This window comes from Nocardiopsis potens DSM 45234, from assembly GCF_000341105.1.
Taxonomy (GTDB): domain Bacteria; phylum Actinomycetota; class Actinomycetes; order Streptosporangiales; family Streptosporangiaceae; genus Nocardiopsis_A; species Nocardiopsis_A potens.
Genome location: NZ_ANBB01000035.1, coordinates 118,391 through 137,020, shown reverse-complemented (window position 1 = coordinate 137,020; position 18,630 = coordinate 118,391). Strand labels below are relative to the sequence as shown.

The window sequence follows — 18,630 nt, the reverse complement described above, 5'->3', positions numbered from 1 at the left end:
TCCACCTTAGAAGTCCGATCGGCCCGCGCCCCGGGAACGCCGCCGTTCCTCGGCAGGGGGTTCCGGCGGAGGCCGCCCGCGCCCCTCGGGGGGGGGAAGGGCGCCGGGTCTAGACCTACCCACGGGGGCGTGCGCTCTATACCCCCCGACCCCATTACGATGGCGCCATGGGACGCGGACCGGTCGCAGGCCGCGGGGCCCCGGCGTGGCTCCGCGCCCTCGTGCTGCTCTGCGTCCTGTTCGGCGTCGGCGCCATGCACACGCTGGGCCATCTGGAGTCCCACGGGCAGCACGGCGCACCGCCCGCCGCGGCCGCGGCCCAGGCCCACCCGGACGCGCCTGCGGCCCACCCGGACGCGGCGGCCGGGCGGGCGTCCCCGTCCGGCCACCACTCCCCCGACGGGGACGGCGCACCGCTGCCCCCGCTGGATCCGACCTCGGTCTGCCTGGCCCTGGCCGGCGCGGTGCTCACCGCGCTGCTGGCCACCGCCGCCGCGCACACCCGCTCCCCCCTGCCGCCCGCCCTGTTCCGGGCGGCCCAGGCCCCGCCGGCGCCGGCCGTGCGGCGGCCGCCCGCCCCTCCGTCCCTCTCCGCCCTGCAGGTGCTGCGGATCTAGATGCCCGGCGGGGGCGCGCCCCCGCCCGCTTCCGCGTTCCCGAGATCCACCCGCGCACCGGCGGGCGCTCCGCCGTGCGCTCTTCGCACTTCGCCAAGGACGGAAACCTTCATGACACCGAACAAGCGCCTCTTCCTGCTGCCCGCCGCCCTGGCCTCGGCCCTGCTGCTGAGCGCCTGCGGCGGCTCCCCCGACGAGGGCGGCGAGCAGGCCGGGGAGAAGGAGGCGGACTCCGCCGGGTTCAACTCCGCCGACGTCATGTTCGCCCGGATGATGATCCCCCACCACGAGCAGGCGCTGGAGATGGCCGAGCTGGCCGAGGACCGGTCCGGTCCCGAGGTCGGCGACCTGGCCGAGCGGATCGAGAAGGCCCAGGGGCCGGAGATCGAGCAGCTCACCTCGATGCTGGAGGAGTGGGGCGAGGACCCCGAGGCCGAGATGGACCACGAGATGGACGGCATGCTCACCGAAGAGCAGCTGGCCGAGCTGGAGGCCGCCGAGGGCGACGCCTTCGACGAGCTCTTCCTGGAGCAGATGATCGAGCACCACGAGGGTGCGGTGGACATGGCCCAGGCCCAGCTCGACGAGGGGGTCAGCGCCGAGGCGACCGAGCTGGCCACCGCCGTGGTCGAGGCGCAGGAGGCGGAGATCTCCGAGATGCGCGGCCTGCTCGGCGAGCCCTCCGAGGCCCCCGCCTCCGAGGACGGGGGCGGGGAGAGCGGCGGGGAGCACTCCGGCCACTGATCCCGGCCCCGCCTCCGGACCCCTGCCCCCGGTCCGGCCGGCGCCCCGGTGCGATGCGCGTCTCACCGGGGCGTCCCCTTGACATCCATATACCCCCTAGGGGTATAAAGGCAGCGTCGGAAACGCGGAAACGCTTCGAAGGAGGGAACCGGCCATGGTCTCCGAACACGACGGGCACGCCGGACACGGCGGGGCGCACGGGTCCGCGCCCGACCGCCCGCACGCCGGGCACGCGGAGCAGGCCGAGCACACCGGCCACCAGGGCCACGCGGAGCACGAAGGCCATCCGGGGCACGGAGGGCACGAGGGCCACGGCGGGCACGCGGGGCACGGGGACCACGCCGCGATGTTCCGCACCCGGTTCTGGTGGAGCCTGCTGCTCGCCGCCCCGGTCGTGGTGACCAGCCACATGATCGCCGGCTGGTTCGGCTACCAGGTTCCGGGCGCGCTGGCCTGGGTCCCGCCGGTGCTGGGCACCGTGGTCTTCGGCTACGGCGGCTGGCCGTTCCTCTCCGGGGCCGTCTCCGAGCTGCGGTCCCGCCGGCCGGGGATGATGACCCTGGTCGCGATGGCGATCTCCGTCGCCTTCGGCGCCAGCCTGCTCGCCTCGCTCGGCGTGGTCGGCATGGAGCTGGACTTCTGGTGGGAGCTGGTGCTCCTGGTCGCCATCATGCTGCTCGGCCACTGGCTGGAGATGCGCGCCCTCGGGCAGGCCTCGGGCGCCCTGGAGGCGCTGGCCGCGCTGCTCCCGGACACCGCCGAGCGGATCGGCCCGGACGGCGGAGCCGTCCCGGTGCCCGTCTCCGAGCTGCGCGCCGGCGACACCGTGCTGGTCCGCTCCGGCGGGCGGGTGCCCGCCGACGGCACCGTCTCCGAGGGCCGCGCCGCCATGGACGAGTCGATGATCACCGGCGAGTCGCGGACCGTCTCCCGCGGGTCCGGCGCCCGGGTGGTCGCGGGCACCGTGGCCACCGACTCCTCGATCCGGGTGCTGGTGGACGCGGTCGGCGAGGACACCGCGCTGGCCGGCATCCGGCGGCTGGTCTCCGAGGCGCAGGAGTCCCGGTCCCGCGCGCAGGCCCTGGCCGACCGGGCCGCGGCGCTGCTGTTCTGGTTCGCGCTCGCCGCGGGCGTGCTGACCGCCGCCGCCTGGGCCGCCCTGGGCAGCCCGACCGACGCGGTCACCCGGACGGTGACGGTGCTGGTCATCGCCTGCCCGCACGCCCTGGGCCTGGCCATCCCGCTGGTCGTGTCGATCTCCACCGCCAAGTCGGCGCGGGCCGGCATCCTGGTCAAGGACCGCCTCGCCCTGGAGCGGACCCGGCTGGTCGACACCGTGCTGTTCGACAAGACCGGCACCCTGACCAAGGGCCGCCCCGCGGTCTCCTCCGCGGCCGCCGCGGACGGCTGGACCACCGACCGGGTGCTGGCCCTGGCCGGCGCCGCCGAGTCCGACTCCGAGCACCCGCTGGCCCGGGCGATCGTCCGCGCCGCCCGCGAGCGCGGCCCGGTCCCGCAGGCCGAGGACTTCCGCTCGGAGACCGGCCGCGGCGTGCGGGCCGCGGTGGACGGCGCCGAGATCGCGGTGGGCGGCCCGGGGCTCCTGTCCGACCTGGGCCTGGACGAGCCGGCCGAGCTGTCCGGGCCCACCGCCGCCTGGCGGGAGGCCGGGTCGACGGTGCTGCACGTGGTCGCGGACGGCGCGATCGCCGGGGCCCTGGCACTGGCCGACGAGGTCCGCCCGGAGTCGGCCGAGGCCGTCCGCGGCCTGCACGAGCGCGGCGTCCGGGTCGCCATGGTGACCGGCGACGCGCGCAGCGTGGCCGACGCGGTCGCCGCCGAGCTGGGCGTGGACGAGGTGTTCGCCGAGGTCCGGCCGGAGCAGAAGGACGAGGTGGTGCGCACCCTGCAGGAGCGGGGGCGGACCGTGGCGATGGTCGGCGACGGGGTGAACGACGCCCCGGCCCTGGCCCGCGCCGACGTGGGGATGGCGATCGGCGCCGGCACCGACGTGGCCATCGAGTCGGCCGGGGTGGTGCTCGCCTCCGACGACCCGCGAGGCGTGCTGTCGGTACGGATCCTGTCCGCCGCGAGCTACACCAAGATGGTGCAGAACCTGGTCTGGGCCGCCGGGTACAACCTGGTCTCGGTGCCGCTGGCGGCCGGGGTGCTGGCCCCGGTGGGGTTCGTGCTCCCGCCGGCCGTGGGGGCGGTGCTGATGAGCCTGTCCACCATCGTGGTGGCGCTCAACGCCCAGCTGCTGCGCCGGGTGGACCTGCGCCCCTGGAGGTGAGCGGGGCGGCCCGGCGGGGCCGCGGACCCGGCGGAGGGGCGGCGCGATCGGCGCCGCCCCTCCGCCGTCCGCCGGTTCAGGCGGCCAGCCGCGCCTTGGCCGCCCGGTGCCGGGCGAGCAGGGTGTCCACCACGATGTCGGCGGGCCACAGCGGGGCGGTGACCGCGGCGCCGAGCTCCCGGAGCCGCTCGTGGTCGCCGTCCTCGACCAGCCGCCAGGTGCCGATGGCGACCCGGCGGCCGCCGCGGCGCACCCGGTCGACCGCGTCGGCCACGGTCGGCGCCCACGAGTTCAGGTAGCCCACCTGCACCGGGGAGTCGAGCCGGCGGCTGAGCATCCGGGCCACGTCCGCGACGGCCTGGCGCTCCGCCTGCCCGGTGCCGCCGTCGGCGGCCAGCACCACGCCGTCGCCGGGGGCCCACCCCTTGTCGGCGAGGCGGCCGGCCAGGTCGGCGACGATCGAGGGGACCGCGCCCAGCGGGTCGGTGGCGCACACGCCGGCCCGGTCGTCCGACCGGAGGCCGGAGAAGAGCTCGGCGCTGGCGACGTCGCCCCCGGCGACGTAGGCCGGGGTGAGCACCTTGGGGCCGTCGACCAGGTCCAGCACCGCCTGCACCTCGGCGGCGGAGCCGAAGGCGGAGACGACCGGGGCCTCGCGCCGCGCCGCGACCGCGTCCGCCAGTTCCCGCAGGGATTCCCCGCGCCGGGCGTCCTGCTTATCGTCGGCAACGAGCACCATCGTGGGGACCATATCCGCCTCCTCGGCAATCGCCTTCAGACATCGGCCCGGACATGCGGCTGACCCTAGGGGCCGATGGTTTCACTTCAATGACCTGGTGTTACACGCGGGGAAACTCGCGGCGCAGGCGCGACTCACCGGCGCTGCGGAACCTTTCCGGAAATCCGATCGGCTTTACCGGGCGATTCCGCGCGGCCGGCGCGGCCGCACCGCCCGCCGGAGGGCCCGGCGGGATCAGCCCGGAACCCCCCGCCCCGACCAGGGTCCGCGGGAGGTAAAGGGAGGCCAAGGCAATGGTAAGCACATCGCGGGCGATTTTCCGCTTTCCTCGGGGGTCGTCTTCGCCACTCTTCCTCCAATGGACTTCCGGGGGGCCGGAGGAACGCCGGCGGCGCATTCGCACCGGAGCCCGGGGAAGGGCTCCGGCGGACGGGGGCGAGTTCTCTGCAGAACTCCGGCTCCCCCGCGCCCCGGGACGCTCCGGCAACGCATCAGAGGCAGCAAGAATACCCGGTTCCGCAGTTTTCATAACGCTCCGAATCACCACCGGCCGCGTGTCGCGGAAAACCCGCGATACGGAAAACCGCGCCGATCGTGCATTCGCCGGTGCCGTTTTTTGCGCATTTCCCTTCATGCAATCCCGCGGGTGACCCATTCCAGGTCGGGGACGTACCATGCACCGGAGCCTCGGACCCGCCGGCGCCCTTAGCAGAGCGGCGAGTCCGGCGTCAAGGGAGCCCGCACCACCCCGCGCCCACCCCCGCACACCCCCTGACGTGGGGAGACAGAACGCCGATGGGCTCTGATCACTTGCGATCCCGGGTCGAGCCGCACAGACTTGGTGCCGACGACGAGGGGTCGGCGCGGCGCCGATCCCGGTCCGGCACCGCGCGCCCGCGGGGCCGGCCGAAGGCCCCGCGCCTCCCCCCGCCCCGCAACGCAGAGTGGAGTAGTACCTGATGGCGATCGACCCGCGCGTCCGAGAGGTCGCGGACACCTTCCTGCGGAACGCGGACGTCGAAGCGCCGGGCCTGGTCGACGGGCTCTACCTGACCGGTTCCGTCGCCCTCCGGGACTTCCGCCCGCACGCCAGCGACGTGGACTTCGTCGTGGTGGCCTCCCGCCCGCTGTCCGGCACCGACCGGGCCGCCCTGCGCCGCGCGCACGCCGCCACCCGCGCCCGCGTCCCCCGCCCCCAGTTCAACGGGATCCACCTCACCTGGGAGGACCTGGTGCGCAGCCCGGACGAGTGCGCCCCGGTGGCCGCGGTCGTCGGCGGGCGCTACCGCTCCTCCTCCCGCGCCGAGCTCAACCCGATCACCTGGCACGTGCTGGCCGAGCGGGGCGTGGCCGTGCGCGGCCCGCACCCCTCCGAGCTGGCCGTCTGGGACCGCCCGGAGAGCCTGCGCACCTGGTCGCTGGGGAACCTGGAGGAGCAGTGGCGCCGCTGGCGGGCCAAGGCCGGCCGGCTGCTCACCCCGCGCGGCCTGGCGGCGCTGGGGTCGCTGGCCCCCTCGTGGAGCGTGCTGAGCGTCAGCCGGCTCCACTTCACCCTGCGCACCTGCGAGATCACCTCGAAGTCCGGGGCCGGGGTCTACGCGCTGCACACCTTCCCGGAGCGCTGGCACCGGATCGTCAACGAGTGCCTCCGGGTGCGCCGCGGCAGCGAGGCGCCGTCGCTGTTCGACAGCACGCTGGAGCGGCGCCGCGCGGCCCTGGACTACATCGAGATGGTCATCGACGACGCCCTGGAGCCGCAGGCCGCCTGAGCCCCGCGGGACCGCACCGGCCGGGGTCCGGCCCGCATTAGGCTGTGGGCCATGAGCAAGCGCCCCATCGTCCGCTTCGGCGATCCCGTCCTCACCGCCCCCACCACGCCGATCACCCGCTTCGACGCGCATACCGACCGGCTCGTGCGGGACCTGCTGGACACCGTGGACGCCCCCGGCCACGCGGGGGTCGCCGCCACCCAGATCGGGGTGGGGCTGCGCGCCTTCAGCTACAACGTGGACGGCCGGATCGGCTACGTGATCAACCCCGAGATCACCGAGCTCTCCGAGGAGAAGCAGGACGGCGAGGAGGGCTGCCTGTCGGTGCCGGGCCTGTGGTACCCGACCGAGCGCGCCATGCACGCCGTGGTGACCGGGGTGGACAAGCGGAACGAGCCGGTGGTGCTGCGCGGCTCCGGCCTGATGGCGCGCGCGCTGCAGCATGAGACCGATCACCTCGACGGGATGCTCTACCTGGACCGGCTGGACCGGGAGACGCGCCGCGACGCCCTGCGCGCGGTGCGGGAATCCTCCTGGTTCCTGGGCGCGGAGGCGCCGGCGCCGGCCCCCTCCCGGCTGCCCAGCGCCTTCGGCGGTTTGTCGTGACTTGTCCCGTTTCTGGATAAAAGATGATGAGTCGCTAGGCGGATAACGAGCGGATCACGTATGGTGTGGCGGGGTATCGCGTGGCCCCCCAGGCATCACGCGCCCCTCCCTCCTCGATCCTTCCGGGCGAGGCCCTCTGGTCCCGTTCCACGGAGAAACCCCACGTGACTCGATACAGCAGACCCTCCTCCCGCCGGGCGCGCCCGGCGGCCTCCGCCGTGATCGGCTCCGCCGCCGCGGCCCTCCTCCTGTTCGCCGCCCCGGCCTCCTACGCCGACGAGGACGAACCCTCGCTCGACGAGCTCAACTCCAAGGCGGAGAAGCTCGCCGAGGAGCTGGACGGCGAGCTCGTCGTCTACGAGGAGGCCAAGGCCGCGGCGGACAAGGCCGACGAACGCCTCGAGAAGGTCGAGAAGGCCTACGAGAGCGCCCGCGGCGACGTCTCCGAGCTCGCCGCGGCCCAGTACAAGGGCAGCGGGATCGATCCCGCCCTCGAAGTGGTGATGAGCTCCTCCCCCGAGGACACCCTGGACAGCGCCGCCCTGGCCGGCCAGATCTCGCACAACAACGGCGAGCGGCTGCTCTCCCTCACCGAGAGCCGCGCCGACCTGAAGAAGGCCGCCAAGGAGGCCGACTCCAAACTCGACGACGCCAAGGAGATCGTCGACGAGCTGGAGGACAAGCAGGACGAGATCAAGGAGCGCATCGAGCGCTACGAGGCCGAGCAGGTGCCCGAGCCCGCGGACGACTCCTCGTCCGGCGGCGGCGGCGGTGGCGGCACCGGCGGCGGCCCGGTCCCGGACCGGCTCAAGGGCTGGGGCTTCGACGGCGCCACCCCGCGGATGGCCGCCATCCGCGACGAGATCATCGCCAACTTCTCACTGCCCTACGAGGTCGGCTGCGTGCGCTCCAGCGCCGACGACCACGGCACCGGCCAGGCCTGCGACTTCATGATGAGCGCCGGCGGCGCCATGCCCAGCGGCGGCAACCAGCAGATCGGCTGGGACGTCGCCGAGTACGCCAAGGCCAACGCCGACCGGCTGGGCGTCAAGTACGTCATCTGGGAGCAGAAGATCTGGGACAGCCGCAACCCCGGCGCGGGCTGGAAGCCCATGGAGGACCGCGGCAGCGTCACCCAGAACCACTACGACCACGTGCACATCTCGTCCTTCTGACGGTGTGCGGCCCGCCCCGGCGGGCCCGTGCGTCCTCTCGGGCGCGGCGGCCGGAGCGGCCGCCGCGCCCGACCCGTATCGGCTCCGGCGACCGGCTCCGGTGCTCGCCGCAGCCGCTCCGAGCGCCGCTCCTCGGCCCCGGTGTGCGCGGCGCAGCCGACCGCGGGCTCCTCCTGCGGCCCGGTCCTCCGGCGCGCCGGAGGACCGGGCCGCAGGAGCGGCAGGCCGGATTCCGGCGGTCCGGCGGCAGGTGCACTCCGCGGCCCTCGGCCGGGCGTCAGCCCTCCGCCGGAGCCTCGGGGGCGGCCCGGTTGGCCTCCAGCCAGGCCGCGATCCGGTCGGCCCGCTCCGGGGTCATGCTCCGCTCGGCGTGGCCCATGCCCGGTTCGATCCACAGCTCCTTGGGCTCGGAGGCGGCCTCGTAGATCCGCCTCGGGTGCTCCAGCGGGAAGTAGGAGTCGGCGTCGCCGTGCACCACCAGCAGCGGGGCCGGCGCGATCCAGGCGGCCAGCTCGGTGGGGTCCGGCGGGACCGGGTCCCAGGCCCGGTCGGTCACCCGGACGTTGCGGGCGGTGCGCAGGAACCAGCGGCCGACCGGGCGCTCCACCCCGTAGTGCAGCATCCGCATCCGCCGGGTGCCCCGGTAGTACCAGCGGCTCGGCCCGCTCACCGCGACCACCGCGCTCACCCCGCCGAACGCGCCGGCGTGCCGCAGGGTGACCGCCGCCCCCATGGAGAAGCCGAGGGTGGACACGTCGCCGTAGCCCAGCCCGCGCAGGTGCCGGACGGCCGCGTCGAGGTCGTACACCTCGTCGTTGCCGACCGTGCTGGCCCCGCCCGAGTCGTAGTGCCCGCGGAAGTCGAAGAGGAGGACGTCCGCGACGGGGAGCAGCCGCCGGGCGATCATCCGGGTGTCCTTGCTCCGCCAGGAACCGGTGAAGCCGTTGGCGACCGCCACGGCCGAGCGCCGCTCCCCGCCTCTCCCTCGGATCAGGACCGAGTCGATCCCGACCCCGTCGATCGTGGTGAGCCGCCGGCGCTCGGGGCGCTCCCGGACGCTGATTCCGGACGATGTATCAGTCACCCCACCATCCTGCCCGATCCCGCCCTCCGGCTGCCGGGGGGCGGGCAGGTGTCCGGAGGTAGGGGCAGTACCTCTCCGCGCCGGTCTCGGCGTTGCCGCCACCTCGATGCCGGTCGAGACGGCGGCGCGGAGAGCGGCGCGGGGCGGGCGCGGCGGGTCAGTAGGGCGGGCCGTCCAGCGGGCCGGGGCGGCCGCCCCGCTCCGGTCCGGGCGGGGGCGGGAAGCCCCCGGGAGGCGGCCCGGGCGGGCCCTGCGGGGGGCGGCCCTGCGGGAGCCGGTACCCCGGGGGCGGCGCCTGCGGCGGCCGGTGGTGCGCCGGCGGGCCCTGCTGCGGCCGGTGCCCGGGCGGCGGAGGCGGCGGCCCCTGCGGCCCCGGGGGCGGCGGGAAGGCCTGGGTCGGGGCGCCTCCGGGGACCGGGATGCCCTCGGGGGCGGTGTCGGAGGGGCGCCGCCCGCCGTGCTCCTCCGGCCCGGGGTACCGGTCCGGCTCCGCGGGGCCGCCGTACCCGTCGGGGCCCCGGCGGCCGGCGTCCCCGCCGTGCTCGGGGAGGTCCCGATCGGCGCCGCGGGCGGCGTCCTCGTACCCGTCGTATTCGTCGTATTCGTCGTGCCCGCCGTCCTCGCGGTCGGCGTCCCGCGGGTCGGGGTCCGGTCCGCCGTCCCGCCGGCCCCCGCGTCCGCGCCGGCCGCGCCCGGCGTGCCTCCGCCCCCGCCCGGTGAGCAGCAGCGACCGCGCCTCGATCGCGATGTGCAGCAGGACCGGGAAGAGCAGGCTGCCGGTGCCCAGGTAGAGGACCATGAGCAGGGCGCCCAGCAGGCCGGGGCCGACCAGGCCCCACCAGCCCTGGTAGAGGTGGGCCAGCGCGAACAGCAGGCAGGACAGCACCGCCGCGGCCCACAGCGGCAGGCCCAGGCCCACGCCCAGCGCGGTGAACAGGCCCCGGTAGACCAGCTCCTCGCAGACGCCGGCGGTGACCGCCAGGCCGAGGGCGGTGCGGCGCTCGGTCCGGCTGCGCGGCGCCAGCCGGGAGATGGTCGCCCCGCCCGGCTCGTAGGAGGGGGACAGGGTGGGCACCCGGCGCGCCGAGGAGCGCTTTCCGTCCCGGGTGAGCAGCCAGATCACCAGCAGCGCCAGGGCGAAGCCGAGCACCGCGGCGATCAGCGGCCCGAACGCCGAGGGGGCGCGCAGGCCCAGGTCGGCGGCGGTCAGATCGGGGGAGAGCAGCAGGATCGCGACGACGGCGACGGCCCATCCCCACTGCACGCCCATGGTCAGCAGGTAGAACCGGACCAGGGCGCGGGGGTCCTCGTCGCGGCGCCGGTCCACCCGCCGGTAGGCGGTGCGGCCGAGCAGCGGCTCGCCGATCGCGGCGTACAGCAGCAGCACGACCCCGAGGATCGTCGCGACGAGACTGAACTGAGGAATGCTCTCGGACCACGGCACGGCCACAGCCTAGGAGATGCGGACGGCCGCGACGCACATTCCGGTCGAACCGCCCGGGAGGCCGCGGGGCGCGGCCCGCGCGGACCGGACACGCCCGGGGCCGGCGCGGCCCGCCCGGATCCCCGCGCTCCCGCCGCCGCACCGGATCACCGCAGCCGCAGGGGCGGACCGGGCCGCCCCTGCGGGCGGTCCCGCGCGCGCGGCCGATCACCCCTTGTGATATGCGCCGCGGCGGGCGACGGTGGAGAGTGCCGCAGATCACAACGGCGCTCGAAGGAAGGTTGGGAAGCATGGCGGACAAATCCGGTCAAGCGACCACCGGCAGGGCTCCCGAGGCCGCCCGGCCCGCGGACATCCGCAACGTGGTGCTGGTCGGCCCCACCGGTGCCGGCAAGACGACCCTTCTGGAGGCCCTGCTGCACGCCTCCGGCGCCACCACCCGCGCCGGATCCGTGGAGGAGGGCACCACCGTCGGCGACTACGACGAGGCGGAGGTCCGGCAGAAGCGCTCGGTCAACCTGAGCGTCGCGCCGATCGACGCCGCCGGGCTCAAGCTCAACGTGGTGGACACCCCCGGCTACGCCGACTTCATCGGCGACCTGCGCGCCGGGCTGCGCGCGGCCGACGCGGCGCTGTTCGTGGTCTCCGCGCTGGACGGGGTGGACGCGCGCACCCGGATGCTGTGGGAGGAGTGCGCCGCCGCGGGCACGCCGCGCGCCGTCGCCGTCTCCCGGATCGACCACCCGCGGGCGGACTTCGAGGAGACGGTGGCCCGGTGCCGCGAGGTGTTCGGCGCCGGCGTGGTCCCCGCCTACCTGCCGGTCTTCCGCGGCGAGGGCGACGACCGCGTCCTGGAGGGCCTGGCCGGCCTGCTCTCCCGGCGGTTCTACGACTACACCCGGCCCGCGGCCGGGGGCGCGCCCGGCCCGGTCTCCACCGACGGGCCGGTGCCGGAGGGGGCCGCCGAGCGGGTCGCGGAGCTGCGCGACGCGCTGATCGAGGAGGTGATCCAGGAGAGCGAGGACGAGGCCCTGATGGAGGCCTACATGGAGGGGCGGGAGCTCTCCCCGGAGACGCTCGTCTCCTCCCTGGAGACCGCGGTCGCCCGCGGCGGGCTCCACCCGGTGCTGGCCGTCTCGCCCGCGCACGGGGTCGGCGTCGCCGAGCTCCTGGACGAGCTGCCGCGCGCCACCCCCTCCCCGCTGGAGCGCCCGCTGCCGGAGGTGGAGGACCTGCGCGGCCGCCCGGTCACCGGGCTGGAGTGCGACCCGGACGGGCCGCTGCTGGCCGAGGTGGTGCAGACCATCAGCGACCCCTACGTGGGCCGGGTGAGCCTGGTCCGGGTCTTCTCCGGGACGCTCCGGCCCGACCTGCCGGTGCACATCGCCGGGCGGGGCGACGCCGACCGGGGCCGCGCCGAGCGCGACGCCGACGAGCGGCTGGGCTCCCCCTCGGTCCCGGTGGGGCGGCGGATGCTCCCGGTCCCGAAGGTCATCGCGGGCGACATCGGGGCGGTGGCGCGTCTCGGCCCGGCCGAGACCGGGGACACGCTCTCCGACCGGGACCGGCCGCTGCTGATCCGGCCCTGGCCGTTCCCGGAGCCGCTGCTGCCGATCGCGGTGCGCGCCGCCTCCGCCGCCGACGACGACAAGCTCTCCCAGGCGGTCGCCCGGCTGGCCGCCGAGGACACCGCGCTGCGGGTGGAGGTGAACGGCGAGACCGGGCAGATGGTGCTCTGGTGCACCGGGGAGGCGCACCAGGACGTGGCGCTGGACCGGCTGTCCGGTCGGTACGGGGTGCCGGTGGAGACCGAGGAGGTGCGCATCCCGCTGCGGGAGACGTTCTCCGTCCCGGCCCAGGGGTTCGGCCGCAACGTGAAGCAGAGCGGCGGCCACGGCGAGTACGGCATCTGCCGGATCAAGGTGGAGCCGCTGCCCTCCGGATCCGGGCTGGAGTTCGTGGACAAGGTGGTCGGCGGGGTGGTGCCGCGCCAGTTCATCCCGTCGGTGGAGAAGGGGGTGCGCGCCCAGATGGAGTCCGGCGGCGACTCCGGCTTCCCCATCGTGGACATCCGGGTGACGCTCTACGACGGCAAGTCCCACTCGGTGGACTCCTCCGACATGGCGTTCCAGAAGGCGGGCCGGCTGGCGCTGCGGGACGCCGCCGAGCAGGGCTCCATGTCCATGCTGGAGCCGTTCGACGAGCTGTCCGTGCTGGTCGCCGACGACTACATGGGCGCGGTGATGAACGACCTGTCGTCCCGCCGCGGCCGGGTGGTGGGCAGCGAGCCGGTGGAGGGCGGCCGCACCCTGATCCGCGCGGAGGCGCCCCGGCTGGAGACCGTCCGCTACGCGATCGACCTGCGCTCGATCGCGCACGGCACCGGCACGTTCAGCCGCCGCTACCTGCGGCACGAGCCGCTGCCGCCGCAGCTGGCCGCGAAGTACGCCCGGGCCGAGGCGAGGAGCGGCTGAGCGCCCGCCGCCCCGGTCACAGCACCCGGCCGGGGCGGGTCCGGTCGGCCAGCGCCTGGAACCGCCAGGTGTTGATCGGGTGGCTGGAGAGCAGGTTGACCAGCATCACGAAAAGCCCGCTGTCGGTGGCCGCGCGGGCCGCGATCGCGTCGAAGTCCACTTCGGGGTAGAGGTACTTGCCGGCCGCGAGCACCCGCAGCCCCTGCACGCCGGCCGGGTGGTAGGCGAAGGCGTGGTTGTCCGCGGTGTACTCCTGCGCCCGGCTCAGCGAGGTCCCCACGCCGGGGATGACGTTGGCGATGGAGACCCCGAACTGGCGCCAGAAGGAGGTGTGCCCGGCCGCGATGTGCCCCACCTCGTGGCCGATGATGAAGCGGAGCGCGTCGGGGTCGGAGAGCCGCCCGCCCACCTCGAACAGGTCGCTGTGCACCGCGACGTAGCGGCGGAGCCCGTGCCCGGAGGCGAACGCGTTGAGCACCCCGTTCCCCGCCACCACGTAGGCGTCGGGCGGCTCGGCCATGCCGAACGCGCGCGCGGCCTCCACCACCATCCGGTGCGCCTCGGGGAACTGGCGCTCGGTGATCTGCACCCCGTTCACCCGCTGCCTGGCGTAGAGCTGCCCGCGCAGGAAGAACACCGCCCCGGGGATGGCCAGCAGCATCAGCGGCCGCCCGGGGTCGCCGTCCAGCGTGCGGGCGGCCGCCCCGATCACGGCCAGGGCGGTGACCGCCACGCAGACCGCGAGCAGTCGGTTCTCCCAGGGGTGCCGGAGCCCTCGGGTGCGCCGCCGCTCCCCCGCCCACCACAGCTTCGCCATGCCCCCATTCTCCGGAGCGGCCCCGGGGAAAAGGGAGAGGAACCGGGCGGGTCACCGGATCCGGCCACCCCCGGACCCGCCCCGCCCCGGGCGATGATCTTGACGTTGCGGGGGTATCAGAGCGCTCTGATACCCCCGCAACGTCAAGATCATCGGGAGGCGGGGGCCGCGCCTAGTAGCGGTGCGGCGGGTCCTCCGGCGGGTCGGCCCGGTAGGGGTCGCCGGACGGCGGGTCGGCGGGCGGCGGGGCGCTCACCGGGGGCCCCTGCGGGGGCGGGGCGGCGACCGGCGGGCCCTGCGGCGGCGGGGGCGGCGGTGCGCCCTCCGGGAAGGCCGGGCCCTGCGGCGGGTGGGCGAACGGGTCGGAGTGCGGCGGCGGCGCGTCCCAGCGCCGCTGCTCCGGCTCGGGCTCGGGGCCGTCGCCGAGCAGGGAGTCCATGTCCGCCTGCTGGGTGGAGGCCGGGTCCGGCCGGCCCGGCTCCGGGTAGGGGTCGGCGTCCGGGTAGGGCGAGGCGTAGGCGGGCTCCGGCGTGCCGGGGACGCCCTCGGTCGGCGGGACCTGCCCCCGGTCCAGCGGGACCTGGGCGCCGGTCGGCGGCATCGGGACCTGGTCCAGCGGGACCTGCGCCCCGGTCGGCGGCATCGGCACCTGGTCCAGCGGGACCTGGGCGCCGGTCGGCGCGGCCTCCACCGGGGCCTGGTCGCCGATCGGGGTGATCACCGCCGCGGCGCCCTCCTCCCGGGCCAGGTAGGCCAGGGCGCCGACGGTCAGCGCGGCCAGGCCGGAGCGGAGCGTCGCCTCCCGCTCGGGGGCGAAGAACGGCGAGTGGTTGCCGGGCACCCCGGCGAGCTTCTCGTAGGGGGTCTCGCCCGGCGCGGCCTGCCAGACGTCGTAGGGGGTCCCGCCCACGAACCAGTAGACGTAGGGCACCGGGTCCGGGTCGCCGGGCAGGCCGAAGACGCCGATGTCCTCGCTGCCGGTGAACGGCTCGGGCAGCTCGATCACGTAGTCGTCGCCGAAGTAGGCGCGGTGCGCCTGGGCCACGCCGGCGGTCTGCTCGGGGTCGTTGTCGGTGACGCCGACCTGCTGGACCACCTCGATCTCGGGCTCCCGGGGGGCGCCGGAGGCCTCGGCCTCGGCCCGGACCACCCGGCTGATCGAGGCGATCAGCCGGTCGGCGACGGCCGGGTTGAGCGAGCGGGTGTTGATCTCCAGGTAGGCGTCGTCCGGGATGATGTTGGCCTTGGTCCCGGCGCGCAGCACGCCGACCGTGGCGACCGCCATCTCGCCGGGGCTGACCTCGCGGGAGATCACGCCCTGCACCCGGGAGACGATGTTGGCGGCGATCAGCACCGGGTCGACGGTGGTGTGCGGCTGGGAGGCGTGCCCGCCGGTGCCGAACACCCGGATCCGCAGGGTGGCGGTGGCCGCCAGGATGATGCCGGCCCGGTGCGAGACCATGCCGGCCGGCTGCGGCCCGACGTGCTGGGCGAGCACCACGTCCGGGCGGCCGAACCGGGTGTAGAGGCCGTCCTGGAGCATCGCCGCGGCTCCGTCGATGGTCTCCTCGGCCGGCTGGGCGACCACCATCAGGGTGCCGCTCCAGTAGCCGCGCGAGGAGGCCAGCAGGTCGGCGGTGCCGACCAGGCAGGCGGTGTGCACGTCGTGCCCGCAGGCGTGCATCACCGGGACCTCGTTGCCGTCGTCGTCGGTGCCCCGGGCGGTGCTGGCGTAGGGCAGCCCGGTCTTCTCCTCCACCGGGAGCGCGTCCATGTCGGCGCGGAGCATCACCGTGGGCCCCTCGCCGTTGCGCAGCACCCCGACCACGCCCGTTCCGCCGACGCCGGTGGTCACCTCGAACCCGGCGTTGCGCAGCCACTCCGCCACGGCGCTGGCCGTGCGGAACTCCCGGTGCGACAGCTCGGGGTTCTTGTGCAGGTCGACGTAGAACCCCTCGACCAGAGGGAAGATCTCGTCGACGAGGCGCAGTACCGCACCGCCGTGCTGGGCTGCTCGGGAGGGATCGACCGCGTGCGGCACCGCATCCACCGCCTTACTCAGGATTCTTCGTGCGCTTCTTCCGCACCCGTACGTCCGGGCCGGCGCGCCGACCGGGCCCGATTCTCTCGTCCGGTCCGGGGAATCTCAAACGCGGGGTGCCCGGCGGCCCCGGATCGCCGCTGTGAAGCCTGTGAGAAATCCCAGGTTTCTCTGCGCCGCGGCGCGGCGGGTGTTATCGTCGCGTGACCGCTCCGGAGATCTGCCCGGACACCCGGCGATACCGCCCCATCTGCCGTTGTGCCCCCCGGCGCACACGCCGATACCGTCGGGTATGGCCGATCCCGGGCGGTACGGGTAGTGTTCCCGTTCGGAGTTCTCTCAGGATTCTCAGCCGGCCTGCTCATGGCCGGCCCCTCCGCGGCGCGGAGCGGCCGAACCGCCGCGCGGCCCCGAGCGGCCTGCGCGCCCGATCCCGCGCCCGCACCTCCCCAACCCCGAGAAGGTGAGTTCGGAGACCCCGTGGCCTCAACAATCAGTGTCCAGGAAGAGCGAGGGCCCGCCCCGAGCGGCCCGGCCGGCGCCGCGAAGCCCCAGAAGCGCGACGCCCTCCTGGACAACGCCAAGTTCCTGCTGATCGTGCTGGTCGTCGTCGGCCACGCCATCGAGCCCAGCACGGAGTCGCGCATCTCCGAGGCGGTCTACTTCTGGATCTACCTCTTCCACATGCCGGCCTTCGTCCTGATCAGCGGATACCTCTCGAAGTCCCAGGACGGTTCGGGACGGCGGATCGACAAGCTGCTGACCACCATCGCCGGCCCCTATCTGATCTTCTGGGGGATCTACGCGCTGCAGTCGCTGTCCGCGGGCCGCGCGCTGCCGGACGGCCCACTGGAGCCGCTCTGGCTCACCTGGTTCCTGGCCGCGCTGTTCGTGTGGCGGCTGAGCGTGCCGCTGTGGAAGCGGGTGCGCTGGCCGCTCGCCGTGGCGGTCGCGGTCTCGCTGGCCGGCGGCCTGGTCGCCACCGGCGACGCGCTGGGCATGTCCCGCATCCTCAGCCTGCTGCCGTTCTTCGTGGCCGGGCTGCTGATGGAGCAGCGCCACCTCGACTTCCTCAAGTCGGGCTGGGTGCGCGCCTGGTCGGCCGGCGTCGTGCTGATCACCGCCGCGATGTCCTACCTCTACCTGGAGCAGCTCAGCCGGGAGTGGATCTACTGGCGGGAGAGCCTGGTCGACCGGGACATGGACCTGCTGCCGGTGGGCCTGCCCGGCCGGGTGCTCTTCCTGCTGCTGGCGTTCGCGCTGACCGCGGCGGTCCTCTCGCTCACCCCGCGGCGCACCACCTGGTTCACCCGCTACGGCGCGCTGACCATGTACGCCTTCCTCCTGCACGGCCTGGTCGTCCGGATCGCCGAGCAGCTCGGCTGGTACGACTGGTCGCACGCGGTCCTCGGCGACCACGGCGCCTTCGTGCTCAACGGGGCGCTCGCCGTGGTCCTCGCCCTGGTGCTGATGTCGGCCCCGGTGCGCCGGGCCACCGGGTGGATCGTGGAGCCCCGGCTGGAGTGGCTGCTCCGCCGGAACCGGGAGGAGAAGCCGGCGCCCTCGCTGACCGGGCCCCGGTTCCCCTGACCGCGGCCCCGCCGCCGCGGGCCCGGGCGGGCGCGCGGCGGGGGCCGGCCCGCCGGTGATGGGGAAGAGAAGGACCTGAAGAGAGAAGGAGGGCGGGGCCGCGCGGCCCCGCCCTCCTTCTCTGCTCCTCTGCCCTGCTCCTCCGCGCCCCGCGCATCCCGCCGCCGGGGCGCGGGGGTCAGCCCTGCGCCAGCCGGTCCAGCTCCCGGGTGAAGTCCCGGGTGGCCAGCCAGAGCTTGAAGACGATGGCCACCTCGAAGGCGAGCAGCGCCGCGCAGGACAGCACCGTCACCCCGACGATGAGCGCGCCGGCCACCGGCGCGACCGGGGTGACCAGCGCGGTCAGCGGCGCCACCACGCACACGAACATCTCGAACTCGATCCCGCTGAACAGGTGCGGGCGGACCCGGCTGCGCAGCAGCGACCGGCGCAGCCGCTCGTACCAGCCCATCTTCTCGCTGAACCCGGCGTGCACGTCCACCACCCGGACGCCCTCCGCCTTCGCCCGCGCGTAGACCTGCTCGCGGTCGAGGGAGGGGTCCTCGCGCAGCGCCTCCTCCATGAAGACCACCCGGGGCCCGTCCTCCGCGTCCTGCGCGGCGGCGGCGTCCGCGGCGGGCTCGGCCTCGGTGCTCTCCGGGTCGGCCACGGCGGCGTCCACCCCGCGGCCCTCCGCGGCGTCCCGCAGCTTCTCCCGCATGCTCTGCCGGGTCTTGGCGACCTGCGCGCCGTTGAGGTAGCGGAGCAGGTCCAGGAAGGTGACCACCGGCATCAGCAGCAGGAAGACGACCTCTCCGGTGGCCGCCCACTGGCCGATGAACAGCGCCATCATGCAGCCGAAGAACCGGATCCGGTCGAAGACGAAGTCGACCCAGGCGCCGAAGACCGACCCGTTCCCCTTGAGCCGGGCGATCTTGCCGTCCATGCAGTCCAGCACGAAGCTCAGGTGGAACAGGACCGCGCCGAGGACCAGCCACGGCCAGTCGGCCATGGCGAAGGCGACGGCCGATCCCAGGCCGAGCACGCCCGCCCCGAAGGTGATCTGGTTGGGGGTGATGTTCGTGCGGTTGGCCGTCCACACCACCAGCCGGGCCGCGAGCGGGTCCACCAGGAACACCGTCCACCAGGCGTCCCTGCTCTTATAGGTGCGCTCCCGGACGTCGGCCAGGGTATAGGTCGTCATGTGTCGTCATCTCCTGCGGGACTCCCCCGGCGCCGCGCGCTCCGGGCGCGGTCG

Annotated in this window: 14 protein-coding genes; 8 read left to right on the top strand and 6 right to left on the bottom strand. The window is 74.9% G+C overall.

Features of this window, described 5'->3' with window-relative positions; all coding sequences use genetic code 11:
- Window positions 1–167: 167 nt before the first annotated feature.
- From D459_RS35000 to D459_RS0113440, 3 genes are all read left to right on the top strand, one after another.
- Window positions 168–617 (top strand): DUF6153 family protein, encoded by a 450-nt coding sequence (locus tag D459_RS35000; protein WP_017593532.1) that lies wholly within the window; start codon window positions 168–170, stop codon window positions 615–617.
- Between the two features lie 111 nt (window positions 618–728).
- Complete coding sequence (locus tag D459_RS0113445) at window positions 729–1,361, top strand: DUF305 domain-containing protein (RefSeq protein ID WP_017593531.1); 633 nt, start codon at window positions 729–731, stop codon at window positions 1,359–1,361.
- Window positions 1,362–1,707: 346 nt separating this feature from the next.
- Window positions 1,708–3,654 (top strand): heavy metal translocating P-type ATPase, encoded by a 1,947-nt coding sequence (locus D459_RS0113440; RefSeq protein WP_026120360.1) that lies wholly within the window; start codon window positions 1,708–1,710, stop codon window positions 3,652–3,654.
- Between the two features lie 76 nt (window positions 3,655–3,730).
- Here D459_RS0113440 and D459_RS0113435 read toward each other — a convergent pair whose 3' ends face one another.
- A complete protein-coding gene (locus D459_RS0113435; RefSeq protein ID WP_017593529.1) occupies window positions 3,731–4,405 on the bottom strand; it encodes a sirohydrochlorin chelatase in 675 nt (224 codons plus the stop codon).
- Between the two features lie 947 nt (window positions 4,406–5,352).
- Between D459_RS0113435 and D459_RS0113430 the strand changes: the two genes are divergently transcribed.
- The 3 genes from D459_RS0113430 to D459_RS0113420 all read left to right on the top strand — a co-directional run bounded on the left by D459_RS0113430 (window position 5,353) and on the right by D459_RS0113420 (window position 7,943).
- Complete coding sequence (locus D459_RS0113430) at window positions 5,353–6,162, top strand: aminoglycoside adenylyltransferase domain-containing protein (RefSeq protein WP_017593528.1); 810 nt, start codon at window positions 5,353–5,355, stop codon at window positions 6,160–6,162.
- A 51-nt stretch (window positions 6,163–6,213) separates the two neighbouring features.
- Complete coding sequence (gene def, locus D459_RS0113425) at window positions 6,214–6,768, top strand: peptide deformylase (protein ID WP_017593527.1); 555 nt, start codon at window positions 6,214–6,216, stop codon at window positions 6,766–6,768.
- 164 nt (window positions 6,769–6,932) lie between these two features.
- Window positions 6,933–7,943 (top strand): coiled-coil domain-containing protein, encoded by a 1,011-nt coding sequence (locus D459_RS0113420; protein ID WP_020380166.1) that lies wholly within the window; start codon window positions 6,933–6,935, stop codon window positions 7,941–7,943.
- A gap of 277 nt (window positions 7,944–8,220) precedes the next feature.
- Here D459_RS0113420 and D459_RS0113415 read toward each other — a convergent pair whose 3' ends face one another.
- Window positions 8,221–9,027: an alpha/beta hydrolase gene (locus tag D459_RS0113415; RefSeq protein ID WP_020380165.1), complete on the bottom strand. Its 807-nt coding sequence runs from the start codon at window positions 9,025–9,027 to the stop codon at window positions 8,221–8,223.
- 157 nt (window positions 9,028–9,184) lie between these two features.
- Window positions 9,185–10,471 carry a CPBP family intramembrane glutamic endopeptidase gene (locus tag D459_RS31560; RefSeq protein WP_241485024.1) on the bottom strand — a complete coding sequence of 429 codons (1,287 nt, stop codon included), beginning with the start codon at window positions 10,469–10,471 and terminating at the stop codon, window positions 9,185–9,187.
- 290 nt (window positions 10,472–10,761) lie between these two features.
- Between D459_RS31560 and D459_RS0113405 the strand changes: the two genes are divergently transcribed.
- On the top strand, window positions 10,762–12,945 hold the full coding sequence (locus D459_RS0113405; RefSeq protein ID WP_017593523.1) for an elongation factor G-like protein EF-G2: 2,184 nt from the start codon (window positions 10,762–10,764) through the stop codon (window positions 12,943–12,945).
- A 16-nt stretch (window positions 12,946–12,961) separates the two neighbouring features.
- Here D459_RS0113405 and D459_RS0113400 read toward each other — a convergent pair whose 3' ends face one another.
- Together D459_RS0113400 and D459_RS0113395 are read right to left on the bottom strand one after the other, a co-directional pair.
- Window positions 12,962–13,762 carry a M48 family metallopeptidase gene (locus D459_RS0113400; RefSeq protein ID WP_017593522.1) on the bottom strand — a complete coding sequence of 267 codons (801 nt, stop codon included), beginning with the start codon at window positions 13,760–13,762 and terminating at the stop codon, window positions 12,962–12,964.
- Between the two features lie 172 nt (window positions 13,763–13,934).
- Window positions 13,935–15,812, bottom strand: a complete 1,878-nt coding sequence (locus tag D459_RS0113395; protein WP_017593521.1) for an amidohydrolase — start codon at window positions 15,810–15,812, stop codon at window positions 13,935–13,937.
- 471 nt (window positions 15,813–16,283) lie between these two features.
- On the opposite strand from D459_RS0113395, the gene D459_RS0113390 reads away from it, so the two are divergent.
- Window positions 16,284–17,393, top strand: a complete 1,110-nt coding sequence (locus tag D459_RS0113390) for an acyltransferase family protein (protein ID WP_017593520.1) — start codon at window positions 16,284–16,286, stop codon at window positions 17,391–17,393.
- Window positions 17,394–17,571: 178 nt separating this feature from the next.
- Here D459_RS0113390 and D459_RS0113385 read toward each other — a convergent pair whose 3' ends face one another.
- Entirely contained in the window at window positions 17,572–18,576 is a 1,005-nt protein-coding gene (locus D459_RS0113385; RefSeq protein WP_017593519.1) for a CDP-alcohol phosphatidyltransferase family protein, read from the bottom strand.
- Window positions 18,577–18,630 lie beyond the last annotated feature (54 nt).

What these genes read in the sequence shown, in the direction of transcription:
- D459_RS0113385 (WP_017593519.1), bottom strand. Translation starts at nt 18,576, where the DNA reads ATGACGACCTATACCCTGGCCGACGTCCGGGAGCGCACCTATAAGAGC.
- D459_RS0113430 (WP_017593528.1), top strand. Translation starts at nt 5,353, where the DNA reads ATGGCGATCGACCCGCGCGTCCGAGAGGTCGCGGACACCTTCCTGCGG.
- D459_RS0113400 (WP_017593522.1), bottom strand. Translation starts at nt 13,762, where the DNA reads ATGGCGAAGCTGTGGTGGGCGGGGGAGCGGCGGCGCACCCGAGGGCTC.
- D459_RS35000 (WP_017593532.1), top strand. Translation starts at nt 168, where the DNA reads ATGGGACGCGGACCGGTCGCAGGCCGCGGGGCCCCGGCGTGGCTCCGC.
- D459_RS0113445 (WP_017593531.1), top strand. Translation starts at nt 729, where the DNA reads ATGACACCGAACAAGCGCCTCTTCCTGCTGCCCGCCGCCCTGGCCTCG.
- D459_RS0113440 (WP_026120360.1), top strand. Translation starts at nt 1,708, where the DNA reads ATGTTCCGCACCCGGTTCTGGTGGAGCCTGCTGCTCGCCGCCCCGGTC.
- def (WP_017593527.1), top strand. Translation starts at nt 6,214, where the DNA reads ATGAGCAAGCGCCCCATCGTCCGCTTCGGCGATCCCGTCCTCACCGCC.
- D459_RS0113435 (WP_017593529.1), bottom strand. Translation starts at nt 4,405, where the DNA reads ATGGTCCCCACGATGGTGCTCGTTGCCGACGATAAGCAGGACGCCCGG.
- D459_RS0113405 (WP_017593523.1), top strand. Translation starts at nt 10,762, where the DNA reads ATGGCGGACAAATCCGGTCAAGCGACCACCGGCAGGGCTCCCGAGGCC.